Raw genomic sequence first — 12,615 nt, 5'->3', positions numbered from 1 at the left:
CGATGCCCAAGGCCGTCCGACATGCACTTGGCCTGCTGGTCCTGTTGTGCGGACTGCTGCCCGCCATGGCCAACGCCAAGGAACGCCTGATGTGGCTGATACGCGACCTGCCGCCTTTCACCATCTTCGATGGTGTGGCCCAAGGCCAGGGCGTTATCGACCGCTTGCTGCCTCAGTTGATCGCGCAGATGCCCGAATACGACCACAGCATCATCCGGGTCAATCGTGCCCGGGGCATCCAGATGCTCCAGGAGCCCAGCTTCACCTGCGACCCGACATTGCTGTGGACGCCGGAACGGGCCAAGTTCGTGCATTTTTCAACGCCTTCTCTGGGCGTGCTGAGCAGCGGCGTTGTGGTGCGCAAGCAGGACCAGGCCATGCTGGCGCCCCTTCTCGATGGCCAGCAAGTCGACCTCAAGCGCTTGCTCGCCGAACCCCGCCTCAAGCTTGGCATCGTCGCCGAACGCAGCTACAGCCCCCAGGTCGACGATATGCTACGCCAGTTGCCCGACACCGCCGTGAGCCGCCATTACGGTAACGAAGCCACCACCAACCTGTTGCAGATGCAGCAGCTCGGGCGCCTGCAACTGGTGCTGGGGTACTGGCCGGAAATCCGCTACCTGATCCAGGCGCAGGGTTGGCCGCTGGACGATTATGCGTTCCATCCCATCCAGGGTGTGACCCGCTACCAGTTCCTGCATGTCGGCTGCTCCGACACACCGCTTGGGCGCGAAGCCATCCGCCATATCGACCAACTACTGGCGCACCTGCGCCGGGACGTCCTCCCTGCGCTGTATGCCCGATGGCTGGACCCGGAGCAACAACGGGACTATCTGGAACACAGCAGGCACTTTTTCGAAGATCGCCAAGACTAGCGCGGCGCGCGATCGAACAGGCGCCGAATCTTTCACGACAAACACTTCTCAAGGCTGACGGTATAAAAAAAAGAAACCCCGAACGCTGGGGAAGAATCGTCCGGGGTCAAGCGAAGTCCAATGTGACCTCCAGGGGCAGCCCGCAGCACCGGAGCAAAGCGCTGTCACACCACCCCTACTGGTTCTGATGACCCGTTCAGGCGAAGGTTCCCTGGAATGTTCGCTGGTGCTGCAAGGCCGCGATCACGCAAGGTTGCAGGCGGCCTTCGGCGATCTGCAGGTCCCGGTGCAGACCATCGACCAGGTCGACCAGCAGCCGCTGGTCCTGCAACTGGCGTTGGCTCACGGAACGTTTGAGGGTCACTTCCCCTTGCTGGTCGACCACGGTGAGTTGGCGGTTGCCGCTGGCGTCGGTTTCGCCAAGCTGGGCCTGGTAAGGGGTCAGGGCATGGTTGAGCAGTTTGCAGATTCTTTCCATCCGGCTTACTCGCTGTTCGTGGAACCTATCGGAACTGACCACCAGGCGCAGTGGAAAGTTCGTCACACAGCGCCGGTCACCTTGAGCATGCGCGGCGGACATGACAGTTTGACCACGGCCTCAGAGGGATAGGCCGGCCGGCAGCGCCAGGCACTCCAGCGCTCTTTGCAAGGTTGGCATCGACAACGGCCAGGACAACTCACCGACGACCTTCAGGTCCTGTCGCCGGGCTTCACGGGCCAGGCTCTCGCCCTGCCTCGCCGGCTCGCCGACGAACAGCAACGCACAGGGACGCTGCGCGCGATCCACCTGCCTGAGCAGGACCCGCCCGTCCCGTACGGGCATGGCATTGTCCAGGATCAACAGGTCGACCGTACCACGTTGCGCCAGGCAGGACTTGGCCTCGAGCAGGTCCTGGGCGACCCGTACGTTGAAGACGCCGTGGGCATTGCATGCCTGGTGCAGAGAAATGTCGTGGGAAGGTCGTGCGTGAATCAGCACGTTGAGCCATTGCATGAACTGCTCCTGAGATGTCCCGCCCGGGGTGAATGGGCAAGTCACTCTAATGGCGTCATGCTGAAAGCTATGTAAGAAAAATCTGAAGCTAGTATAGAAACGTCCGAGCGGCGACCTCAAATAAGAACGGGTCTACAGGCGAAACATGCCCCAAGGCATATGGCACCGGCGTTGCTGGTGATCGCGGGACAAGTCGAACCGCCGCCCCCACAACAAACCCGCTCCTACCGAAGAGCGGGGCCCTGTGGGAACGGCGGTGCGGCGCTCCGACTTGTCCCGCGATGACCTCAGAGCGGCTTGCCGCGGTTGCCGTGCTGGCTGACGAAGGCCTGGACGGTCTTCAGGTCGTTGGCCAGGACCGTACAGCGCTCTTCGCGGCTGAACAGGTCGCTCAGGTGCGCCGGCAGTTCCAGGGCTTTGCCCACGCCCGCCTTTTCCACCGCCTCGGGGAACTTGACCGGGTGCGCCGTGCCCAGCACCACCATCGGCGTGTCCAGGCTGCGACGGCATTCGCGGGCGGCCTTGACGCCAATTGCGGTGTGCGGGTCGAGCACTTCACCGGTGCTGGCGAATACCTCGGCGATGGTCTCGCAGGTCTGTTCGTCGGTCACTGCCAGAGAATCGAACAGCTTGCGGGCCTCGGTCCAGCGGTCTTGCTCGACGCTGAAGCCGCCACCCTGCTTGAAGCGCTCCATCAGCTGGGCGATGGCCGCGCCGTTGCGACCATGCAGGTCGAACAGCAGGCGCTCGAAGTTCGACGACACCATGATGTCCATCGACGGCGACAGGGTCGGGTGCAGGGCATCCTTGACGTACTGGTTGCCGCTCATGAAGCGGTGCAGGATATCGTTGCGGTTGGTCGCCACGATCAGCTGGCTGATCGGCAGGCCCATGTTGCGCGCCAGGTAACCGGCGAAGATGTCGCCGAAGTTGCCGGTCGGCACCGAGAAGGCCACCGAGCGGGCCGGGCCGCCCAGCTGCAGCGCTGCATGGAAGTAGTAGACGATCTGGGCCATGATCCGTGCCCAGTTGATCGAGTTCACCGCCACCAGGCGCGTGCCCTTGAGGAACGACTGGTCGGCGAAGCTGGCCTTGACCATTTCCTGGCAATCGTCGAAGTTGCCTTCGATGGCGATGTTGTGGATGTTGTCGCCGAGAATGGTGGTCATCTGGCGACGCTGCACCTCCGACACGCGCTGATGCGGGTGCAGGATGAAGATGTCGACGTTGTCGCAACGGCGGCAGCCTTCGATGGCCGCGGAACCGGTGTCACCGCTGGTGGCGCCGACGATCACCACGCGCTCGCCGCGCTTGGCCAGTACATGGTCGAGCAGGCGGCCGAGCAACTGCAGGGCGAAATCCTTGAAGGCCAGGGTCGGGCCGTGGAACAGCTCCATGACCCATTCGTTGCCGCCCAGCTGGCGCAGCGGCGCAACGGCGGCGTGGGCGAAGGCGCCGTAGGTTTCTTCCAGGATCTTCTTGAAGTCGGCATCGGCGATGCTGCCGTCGACGAACGGGCGCATCACCCGGAAGGCCAGCTCGTGGTACGGCAAGCCGGCCCAGGAGGCGATCTCTTCCTGGGTGAAGCGTGGCAGGTTTTCCGGCACGTACAGGCCGCCATCGCTGGCAAGGCCGGCCAGCAGGACATCTTCGAAGTTCAGGGCCGGTGCCTGGCCGCGGGTACTGATATAGCGCATGGGAGCAAACCTTCGGTTCTGGGTGCGGGCCGCCGTCGCGGCCCGCCTCTGACATTAATTGAGCTGTTCGACGCGGATGCGCACGACCTTGCCGACCACGTCCTGCAAGGCTTCCAGGGCGACGATGGCGTCGTTGATGCGTTGTTCTACCACACGGTGGGTCAGGAGGATCATCGGCACCAGGCCATCCTGTTCCTCGGCTTCCTTCTGCATGATCGACTCGATGTTGATGCCGCGCTCGGACAGGATGCTCGCCACCTGGGCCAGCACGCCTGGGTGGTCCTTGGCCTGGATGCGCAGGTAGTAGGCGCTCTCGCAGGCCTCGATCGGCAGGATCGGGTGGGCCGACAGCGAGTCTGGCTGGAAGGCCAGGTGCGGCACGCGGTTCTCGGGGTCGGAGGTCATGGCGCGTACCACGTCCACCAGGTCGGCAACGACCGAGGAAGCGGTCGGTTCCATGCCGGCACCGGCGCCGTAGTACAAGGTGGAGCCGGCGGCATCACCATTGACCATCACGGCGTTCATCACACCGTTGACGTTGGCGATCAGGCGGTCGTTGGGGATCAGCGTCGGGTGGACACGCAGCTCGATACCGGCGTCGGTGCTGCGGGCCACGCCCAGGTGCTTGATGCGGTAACCCAGGGCCTCGGCGTAGTTGACGTCCGCGGTGGTCAGCTGGGTGATGCCTTCGGTGTAGGCTTTGTCGAACTGCAGCGGGATACCGAAGGCGATGGACGCCAGGATGGTCAGCTTGTGGGCCGCATCGATACCTTCGACGTCGAAGGTCGGGTCGGCTTCGGCGTAGCCCAGGGCCTGGGCTTCGGCCAGCACTTCGGGGAAGGCACGGCCCTTGTCGCGCATTTCGGTGAGGATGAAGTTGCCGGTGCCGTTGATGATGCCCGCCAGCCAGTTGATACGGTTGGCCGACAACCCTTCGCGGATCGCCTTGATCACCGGGATGCCGCCAGCCACCGCGGCTTCGAAGGCGACGATGACGCCCTTCTCGCGGGCCTTGGCGAAAATCTCGTTGCCATGCACGGCGATCAGCGCCTTGTTGGCAGTGACCACGTGCTTGCCGTTCTCGATGGCCTTGAGCACCAGGTCGCGGGCGATGGTGTAGCCGCCGATCAGCTCGATGACGATGTCGATCTCCGGGTTGCTCGCGACCTCGAACACATCAGCGGTAATGGGGGTACCGGTAATCTGGCAGTTCGGGTTCTGCGAGCGCATGGCGATCTGTGCCACTTCAATACCGCGCCCGGCACGGCGGGCGATCTCCTCGGCGTTGCGCTGAAGTACATTGAAGGTTCCGCCACCGACGGTCCCCAACCCACAGATGCCTACTTTGACCGGTTTCACTGTGAACTCCCCATTGAACGGCCGGCACCTGCGCCGACCGTGAAACGTGCCGTCTCCCCATGAAGACGGCGTACTGTTTGAATTACTTGCCTTGCGCCAGAGCCAGCTTGGCCACCTGAGGGGCCGGCTGGTAGCCCGGAATCACCTGGCCACTTTCCAGGACGATCGCAGGCGTGCCGTTGACGCCGATCGACTGGCCCAGCTGGAATTGCTTGCCGACCGGGTTGGCGCACTTGGCGGCCTTGATTTCTTTGCCATCGATCATCTTGTCCAGTGCCGCGCGACGGTCGCTGGAACACCAGACCGCCTGCAACTGCTCGTCACCCGGCGAGCCCAGGCCCTGGCGCGGGAAGGCGACATAGCGCACTTCGATACCGCGACGGTTGAGCTCGGGCACTTCGGCGTGCAGCTTGTGGCAATACGGGCAGGTGGTGTCGGTGAAGACGGTGATGTGCGACTTGGTCTGGCCCTTGGCAGGATAAACCACCATCTCGGCAGTCGGAATGCCGTTGATGAGCTTGGCGATGCCCTGGCGCTCGGTCTTCTCGGTAAGGTTGACCGGCTTGCCGTCCTGGATCTGGTACAGGTAGCCCTGCATCACGAACTGGCCGTCGGCGCTGGCATACAGCACGCGACCACCCTGAAGCTTGACTTCATAGAGGCCATTGACCGGGCTGCTGGCCACGCTTTCGATCGGGACTTCCAGCTCAAGCGTCTTGAGGGTGTTGCGGATCGCCTGCTCGGCGCCGGCACTGGCGTCGCTGGCCGCAGCCACGGCAAAGGTGCTGGCCAGCGCCAGGGCGGCGGCGGCGAAAAGATGGGTCACGCGCATGGGGTACTCCTGAAGGCGGACGGGGCCGGAGGGCGTCGACATGCGGCAAGCGGGCGTCGACCGTGCGGCCCTTGGAAACCGTCCAAGCCTACCACAACCGGTAGGCGCTAAATCAGCCCTCACAGGCCACAGGTCGGAACATGAAAATCATTCATCCACGCGGATGATGCTGGGCATGCAACTGTTGCAGGCGCGCCTTGGCCACGTGGGTGTAGATCTGCGTGGTGGACAGGTCGCTGTGCCCCAGCAGCATCTGCACCACGCGCAGGTCAGCGCCATGGTTGAGCAGGTGGGTGGCGAAGGCATGGCGCAGGGTATGAGGCGACAGCGGCTTGTCGATCCCGGCCACCCGCGCCTGGTGCTTGATGCGGTGCCAAAAGGTCTGCCGGGTCATCTGCTCGCCCCGCTGGCTGGGGAACAGCACATCGCTGGGGCGGCCGTTGAGCAGTTCGTTGCGACCATCGCGCAGGTAGCGCTCCAGCCACACCACCGCCTCCTCCCCCATCGGCACCAGGCGCTCCTTGCTGCCTTTGCCCATGACCCGCAGCACGCCTTGGCGCAGGTTGACCTGGTCGAGGGTCAGGCTGACCAGCTCGGTGACCCGCAGCCCACAGGCATAGAGCACCTCGAGCATGGCCCGGTCGCGCTGGCCGATGGCCTCGCCCAGATCCGGCGCCTTGAGCAGCGCCTCGACATCGGCCTCGGAGAGGGATTTGGGCAAGGGTCGGCCCAACTGCGGCATGTCGACCTGCAAGGTCGGGTCGACGCTGACCAGCCGCTCGCGCAGCAGGTAACGGAAGAAGCCGCGTAGCCCGGAAAGAAAGCGCGCCGTGGAGCGTGGTTTGTAGCCTTGGTCGACGCGCCAGGCCAGGTGATCGAAGATCAGTTCGCGCCCCACGTCCGGTAGCGCCACGCCGCGCGCCTGCAACCAGCCGTTGAACAGGGCCAGGTCGCTTCGGTAGGAGGCGCGGGTGTTGTCGGACAGGCCTTTTTCAAGCCATAGGGCATCGAGGAACTGGTCGATCAGGGGGTGGTCGAGGGCGGACATGAAAACTCGGTGGCAAACGACGAATTGGCGCTTAGTCTTTCATAACAACGTCGGCATAGGGAGCCCGCATGAGCGAACAGCAGATTCTCTTGAGTTTCGGTGGCATCGGCGCCGCCGCACTGGCCTGCCAATGGCTGGCCTGGCGCCTGAAACTGCCTGCCATCCTGTTCCTGCTGCTGTCCGGGATCCTCGCCGGCCCCGTGCTCGGCTGGCTGTCGCCGCAAGACTTGTTCGGCCCGCTTTTGATGCCCCTGGTGTCCCTTGCGGTGGCCCTGATCCTGTTCGAAGGCAGCCTGACCCTGCACCTGTCCCAATGGCACGAGATCGGCAGCGTGGTGCATCGACTGGTGACCCTGGGCGCGCTGAGCACCTGGGTGGTGATCGCCGTGGCCACCCATTGGCTGCTGGGCTTCGACTGGCCGCTGGCGATCCTGTTCGGCACCTTGACCCTGGTGACCGGCCCGACAGTGATCGTGCCCATGCTCCGCGTGGTGCGGCCGAAGGCGGCGATCGCCAACATCCTGCGCTGGGAGGGCATCGTCATCGACCCGATCGGTGCCTTGCTGGCGGTGGTGGTCTACAGCTTCATCATCGCCCGCACCGATGGCGAGGGGCTGAGCCAGAGCCTTGTGACCTTCGGCGGGGTGATTTTCTGCGGCAGTGCGCTGGGCGCCGCCGGCGGCTGGCTGCTGGGGCAGGTGATGCGCGCCCAGTGGCTGCCGGAGTACCTGCACAACCTGGCATCGTTGGCCGCGGTGCTGGGCATCTTCATCGCCGCCAACCAGATCGTCCATGAGTCCGGACTGCTGGCGGTGACGGTGATGGGCATGTGGCTGGCGAACATGCCAGGGGTGGATGTACGGCAGATCCTGCACTTCAAGGAAAACCTCAGCGTGCTGTTGATTTCCGGCCTGTTCATCCTCCTGGCCGCCCGCCTCGACCTGCATGCACTGTTGGCCCTGGGCCCGGCGGTACTGGCATTGCTGCTGGTGATCCAGTTGCTGGCCCGCCCGCTCAATGTGCTGCTCTCCACCTGGGGTTCAAGCCTGGGCTGGCGCGAACGCCTGCTGCTGGCCTGGATCGCCCCGCGGGGTATCGTCGCCGCAGCGGTCTCGGCCATCTTCGCCATCCGCCTGGATGAGGCAGGCCATGAGGGCGCCCTGCTGCTGGTGCCGCTGACCTTCGCCGTGATCATCGGCACCGTGGTGCTGCAGAGCGCCACCGCCAGGCCCCTGGCCCGCCTGCTCAAGGTCGCCGAACCTGCGCCCAGCGGCTTTCTCATCGTCGGCGCCAACCCGCCGGCACGCGCCGTCGCCAAAGCCCTGCAACAATTGGGTAGTAGAGTGCTGCTGACCGATTCCAGCTGGGAAAACATCCGCGCCGCGCGCATGGACGGGCTGCCGACCTATTTCGGCAACCCCGCCTCCCAGCACGCCGATGCCCACCTTGACCTGGTCGGCCTTGGCCACCTGCTCGGCCTGTCGCCGGCAGGCGAGCTCAATGCCCTGGCCTGCGCGCGCTTTCGCCACGACTTCGGCCACAACCGCCTGTTCGTGCTGGCCAGCGGCCTGGAGAAACAGCGCAGCGACAAGCACCGCGCCAGCGAGGAACATCGCGGCCAACTGCTGGGAGCGAGCCCTATGACCTATGGGCAACTGGCCAACCGCCTGCACCAGGGGGCCGAGCTGTACAGTACCCACCTGACCGAGGGCTTTTCCTGGCAGGACTACCAGGCGCTACATGGTGATCGGGCCACCGTACTGTTCGCCCGCGATGCCAATGGCTGGGTGCATGTGGCCAGCCCGGATTCATCCCTCAAGCCCCAACCGGGCTGGACACTGGTAGCGCTGGTGGAAGCCGACCGGGAGGCCAAAGCGGTCGTCGAGGCGGACATGGCCAATCATTGAGAAAGCAAAAAAGCAGCCCGAAGGCTGCTTTTTTTCTCGCAAGGTGGCCTCGGCCACCGGTCAAACTGCACTCAGGACAGTTTTTCCTTGATGCGAGCGGCTTTGCCGGACAGGTCGCGCAGGTAGTACAGCTTGGCCTTACGCACGTCACCACGACGTTTCACGGACAGGCTGTCGATCTGCGGGCTGTAGGTCTGGAAGGTACGCTCTACGCCAACGCCGCTGGAGATCTTGCGCACGGTGAAAGCGCTGTTCAGGCCACGGTTACGCTTGGCGATAACGACACCTTCGAATGCCTGCAGACGGGAACGGTCACCTTCCTTCACTTTGACCTGGACGACAACGGTGTCGCCTGGTGCGAAGGCAGGGATTTCCTTGTTCATCTGCTCGGCTTCGAGCTGCTGGATGATCTTGTTGGTCATGCTGTGCTCCTAAGGCGGATAACTCGATCCACCATCGATACGTTAACTATCGTCCCGCTCGCGGAGGTATTCCTCGAGCAGCTTCTTCTCTTCTCCAGAAAGCGAGCGACTTTCCAGAAGATCGGCGCGTCGTTCGAAGGTCCTACCAAGGGACTGCTTCAACCGCCAACGCCGGATGTGTGCATGGTTGCCGCTAAGCAACACGTCGGGAACGCGCTGATCCGCATACACCTCCGGTCGGGTGTAGTGCGGGCAATCGAGCAGACCATCGGTGAAGGAATCTTCCTGCGCCGAGTCCACATGCCCTAAAGCTCCGGGCAGCAGTCGCGTAACCGCATCGATCAGTACCATGGCCGGCAGCTCGCCACCGGAAAGCACATAGTCGCCAATCGACCACTCTTCATCGACATGAGCCTCGATAAAACGCTCGTCGATGCCTTCATAACGGCCGGCAATCAGGATCAACGATTCCTGTTGTGCCAAGCCTTCGACCGCCTGCTGGGTCAGCTTGCGGCCTTGTGGCGAGAGGTAGATCACCTTCGCCGATGCTCCGGTCGCCTGCCTGGCGCTGGCCAGGGCATCTTCCAGAGGCTTGATCTTCATCACCATGCCAGGACCACCGCCAAAAGGCCGATCATCCACCGTGTGGTGGCGATCCGTGGTGTAGTCCCGCGGGTTCCAGCAGGTCACTTGCAGCAACCCCTGTTTCACCGCGCGGCTGGTAATGCCGTACTCCGTGATGGCCGAGAACATCTCGGGGAACAGGGTGACGACCTCTACGCGAAGGTTACCCATCGTCTAGAAATCCGCGTCCCATTCGACTCGCATCACGCCTGCTTCCAGGTCGACTGCCAGCACGCATTGCTCCGTATAGGGCAACAGACGCTCGCGATCATCCAGGCTGCCTGCGCAAGGCTTGACCACCATTACATCGTTCGCACCGGTCTCCAACAGGTGATCGATCTTGCCGAACAGCTGTTCGTCCTGATTGATGACCTTCAGGCCCACCAACTGGTACCAGTAGTACTCGTCAGCTGCCAGGTTGGGCAAAAGGCTCCGCGGGATGCAGATTTCGTAACCGCTCAGAAGACGTGCTTCGTCACGATCGTCGAGGCCTTTCAATTTCACGACCAGGCCCTTCTGGGAGCCACGACCGTTGACCAGCTCGACCTGCTTTACCTTGCCTTCATGCCGAAGCGTCCAGCGCGGATAATCCAACAGGTTTTCAATCGGATCGGTAAAGGAGTACACCTTCACCTCGCCGCGAACGCCGTGAACCGAAAAAATCTTGCCGACGACAATGAGGGCGTCAGCGTTTTCTGGCGTCGCGTTCATACTGCTCAGGCAGCGGCCTTGGCAGCGTCCTTCAGCAGCTGAGCAACACGCTCAGACGGCTGCGCGCCCTGGCTCAGCCAGTAGTTGACGCGTTCCTGGTTGACCGACAGCTTGACTTCGGCGCCCGATGCGATCGGGTTGAAGAAGCCAACGCGCTCAACGAAACGGCCGTCACGGGCGTTACGCGAGTTGGTCACGGTCAGGTGGTAGAATGGGCGCTTTTTCGAGCCGCCACGGGCAAGACGGATGGTTACCATGTGAACATCGTTCCTATAGTCGGTGCTGCAAATCTGAATGCCCAAATGGGCACAGGGTGCCCAAAAGGCCGCATATTCTCGGGGAATACACGGACATTTGCAAATGCCTTTTTCGGCGAGGGCCTGCCGCGCCGTTCAGATCTGCCAGTTAAGCCGCGAATTTCGCGACATCAGTTCCCGCCAAGGCGGGGGTTCCGGGTGGCTGCCCTATCAAAGGCAGCCACCCTGAATGACGTTACAGCTTCGGCATGCCGCCACCCGGCAGCATCCCGCCCAGGCCACGCATCATCTTGGCCATGCCGCCCTTGGCGGAGAATTTCTTCATCATCTTCTGCATCTGCTTGTGCTGCTTGATCAGCCGGCCGACATCCTGCACCTGGGTGCCGGAGCCGAGGGCGATGCGGCGTTTGCGCGAGCCGCTGATGATTTCCGGGTCGCGACGCTCAGCCGGGGTCATGGAGTCGATGATCGCCTCCATCTGCTTGAACTGCTTCTCAGCCGCGCCCTGGGCATTGCCCATCTGCGACAGGTTGACCCCGCCGATGCTCGGCAGCTTGTCCATCAGGCCGCCCAGGCCGCCCATGTTCTTCATCTGCTGCAGCTGGTCGCGGAAGTCTTCGAGGTCGAAGCCCTTGCCCTTCTTGAGCTTCTTGGCGAGCTTGTCGGCTTTGGCCTTATCGATGTTCTGCTCGGCCTGCTCGATCAGGCTGAGCACGTCGCCCATGCCGAGGATGCGCGAGGCGATACGGTCCGGGTGGAACGGCTCCAGAGCCTCGGTCTTCTCGCCCATGCCGATGAACTTGATCGGCTTGCCGGTGATGGCGCGCACCGACAGTGCGGCACCGCCACGGGCGTCGCCGTCGACCTTGGTCAGCACCACGCCGGTCAACGGCAGCGCGTCGCCGAAGGCCTTGGCGGTGTTGGCGGCGTCCTGGCCGGTCATGGCATCGACCACGAACAGGGTCTCGACCGGCTTGACCGCGGCGTGCAGGGCCTTGATCTCGTCCATCATGTCGGCGTCGATGTGCAGACGGCCGGCGGTGTCGACGATGACCACGTCGATGTACTTGAGCTTGGCCTCGCGGATCGCCGCCTCGGCGATGGCCACGGGCTTCTGGCTGATATCGGACGGGAAGAAGGTCACGCCGATGTCGTTGGCCAGGGTTTCCAGCTGCTTGATCGCCGCCGGACGGTAGACGTCGGCCGACACCACCATCACGCTCTTCTTCTTGCGCTCTTTAAGGAAGCGCGCCAGCTTGCCGGCGGTGGTGGTCTTGCCCGCACCCTGCAGGCCGGCCATCAGCACCACCGCGGGCGGAGCGGCATTGAGCGCCAGGTCTTCGTTGGCGGCGCCCATCAGGCCTTCGAGTTCGGCCTGGACGATCTTCACGAATGCCTGGCCTGGGGTCAGGCTGCGCGACACCTCGGTGCCGACCGCACGCTCCTTGACGCTGTTGACGAAATCCTTGACCACCGGCAGGGCGACGTCGGCCTCGAGCAGGGCCATGCGCACTTCGCGCAGCGTGTCCTTGATGTTGTCTTCGGTCAGCTTGGCCTTGCCGGTGACATGGCGCAGCGTCTGTGACAGGCGGTCGGTCAGGTTTTCGAACATGGTGATCCTTTCAGGCCCTAGTGAAGCCGAGGTTTTTCAGGCGCCCAGGTGAACATGTACACGCGCTGGGCACAGCAAGGCGGCGATTATAGCGAAGAGCGGCGACGGCGCACACCTTGGCGCCACCGGATCTGGATGGTCGGCGCCCCCATCGCCGGCAAGCCGGCTCCCACAGAGGGTCAGCACTGGCCGTTTGTTCTTTGCTCGACAGCGCAGCCCAAAGGGCTGGGTGACCTCCCGCAACAAGCGTACACAGGGCCTGTGGGAGCGGGCTTGC

Annotated in this window: 13 protein-coding genes; 2 read left to right on the top strand and 11 right to left on the bottom strand. The window is 63.4% G+C overall.

From position 1 onward, the window contains the following. Nucleotides 1-2: 2 nt before the first annotated feature. Nucleotides 3-875, top strand: a complete 873-nt coding sequence (locus tag ACNFG0_RS16450; protein WP_416765644.1) for a TIGR02285 family protein — start codon at nucleotides 3-5, stop codon at nucleotides 873-875. Nucleotides 876-1,071: 196 nt separating this feature from the next. Here ACNFG0_RS16450 and ACNFG0_RS16445 read toward each other — a convergent pair whose 3' ends face one another. From ACNFG0_RS16445 to xerD, 6 genes are all read right to left on the bottom strand, one after another. Continuing rightward, nucleotides 1,072-1,353: a DUF3509 domain-containing protein gene (locus ACNFG0_RS16445; RefSeq protein ID WP_196144565.1), complete on the bottom strand. Its 282-nt coding sequence runs from the start codon at nucleotides 1,351-1,353 to the stop codon at nucleotides 1,072-1,074. Nucleotides 1,354-1,473: 120 nt separating this feature from the next. Beyond that, the gene (locus ACNFG0_RS16440; protein WP_196144564.1) at nucleotides 1,474-1,869 is read right to left on the bottom strand and encodes a response regulator; all 396 of its coding nucleotides are present in this window, start codon (nucleotides 1,867-1,869) and stop codon (nucleotides 1,474-1,476) included. 287 nt (nucleotides 1,870-2,156) lie between these two features. Then, nucleotides 2,157-3,566 (bottom strand): threonine synthase, encoded by a 1,410-nt coding sequence (thrC, locus tag ACNFG0_RS16435; RefSeq protein WP_416765642.1) that lies wholly within the window; start codon nucleotides 3,564-3,566, stop codon nucleotides 2,157-2,159. A gap of 54 nt (nucleotides 3,567-3,620) precedes the next feature. Further along, nucleotides 3,621-4,925, bottom strand: coding sequence for a homoserine dehydrogenase (locus ACNFG0_RS16430; RefSeq protein ID WP_416765640.1), 1,305 nt, complete (start codon nucleotides 4,923-4,925; stop codon nucleotides 3,621-3,623). 82 nt (nucleotides 4,926-5,007) lie between these two features. Further along, nucleotides 5,008-5,757: a DsbC family protein gene (locus tag ACNFG0_RS16425; RefSeq protein WP_196144561.1), complete on the bottom strand. Its 750-nt coding sequence runs from the start codon at nucleotides 5,755-5,757 to the stop codon at nucleotides 5,008-5,010. Nucleotides 5,758-5,908: 151 nt separating this feature from the next. Further along, nucleotides 5,909-6,805, bottom strand: coding sequence for a site-specific tyrosine recombinase XerD (gene xerD / locus ACNFG0_RS16420; RefSeq protein ID WP_196144560.1), 897 nt, complete (start codon nucleotides 6,803-6,805; stop codon nucleotides 5,909-5,911). 68 nt (nucleotides 6,806-6,873) lie between these two features. On the opposite strand from xerD, the gene ACNFG0_RS16415 reads away from it, so the two are divergent. Further along, nucleotides 6,874-8,712 carry a cation:proton antiporter gene (locus ACNFG0_RS16415; RefSeq protein WP_416765637.1) on the top strand — a complete coding sequence of 613 codons (1,839 nt, stop codon included), beginning with the start codon at nucleotides 6,874-6,876 and terminating at the stop codon, nucleotides 8,710-8,712. A gap of 71 nt (nucleotides 8,713-8,783) precedes the next feature. On the opposite strand, the gene rplS is transcribed toward ACNFG0_RS16415, so the two are convergent. From rplS to ffh, 5 genes are all read right to left on the bottom strand, one after another. Then, a complete protein-coding gene (rplS, locus tag ACNFG0_RS16410) occupies nucleotides 8,784-9,134 on the bottom strand; it encodes a 50S ribosomal protein L19 (RefSeq protein ID WP_196144558.1) in 351 nt (116 codons plus the stop codon). Between the two features lie 42 nt (nucleotides 9,135-9,176). Continuing rightward, a complete protein-coding gene (gene trmD / locus ACNFG0_RS16405) occupies nucleotides 9,177-9,929 on the bottom strand; it encodes a tRNA (guanosine(37)-N1)-methyltransferase TrmD (protein WP_196144557.1) in 753 nt (250 codons plus the stop codon). 3 nt (nucleotides 9,930-9,932) lie between these two features. Continuing rightward, complete coding sequence (rimM, locus tag ACNFG0_RS16400; RefSeq protein WP_070574704.1) at nucleotides 9,933-10,469, bottom strand: ribosome maturation factor RimM; 537 nt, start codon at nucleotides 10,467-10,469, stop codon at nucleotides 9,933-9,935. Nucleotides 10,470-10,474: 5 nt separating this feature from the next. Next, nucleotides 10,475-10,726 carry a 30S ribosomal protein S16 gene (gene rpsP, locus ACNFG0_RS16395; RefSeq protein ID WP_023382041.1) on the bottom strand — a complete coding sequence of 84 codons (252 nt, stop codon included), beginning with the start codon at nucleotides 10,724-10,726 and terminating at the stop codon, nucleotides 10,475-10,477. Between the two features lie 235 nt (nucleotides 10,727-10,961). Continuing rightward, complete coding sequence (ffh, locus tag ACNFG0_RS16390; RefSeq protein ID WP_043212452.1) at nucleotides 10,962-12,338, bottom strand: signal recognition particle protein; 1,377 nt, start codon at nucleotides 12,336-12,338, stop codon at nucleotides 10,962-10,964. Nucleotides 12,339-12,615: the final 277 nt, after the last annotated feature.

This window comes from Pseudomonas sp. NY15372 (assembly GCF_048068215.1).
Taxonomy (GTDB): domain Bacteria; phylum Pseudomonadota; class Gammaproteobacteria; order Pseudomonadales; family Pseudomonadaceae; genus Aquipseudomonas; species Aquipseudomonas guariconensis_A.
This window is presented reverse-complemented; position numbering and strand designations above follow the sequence as displayed.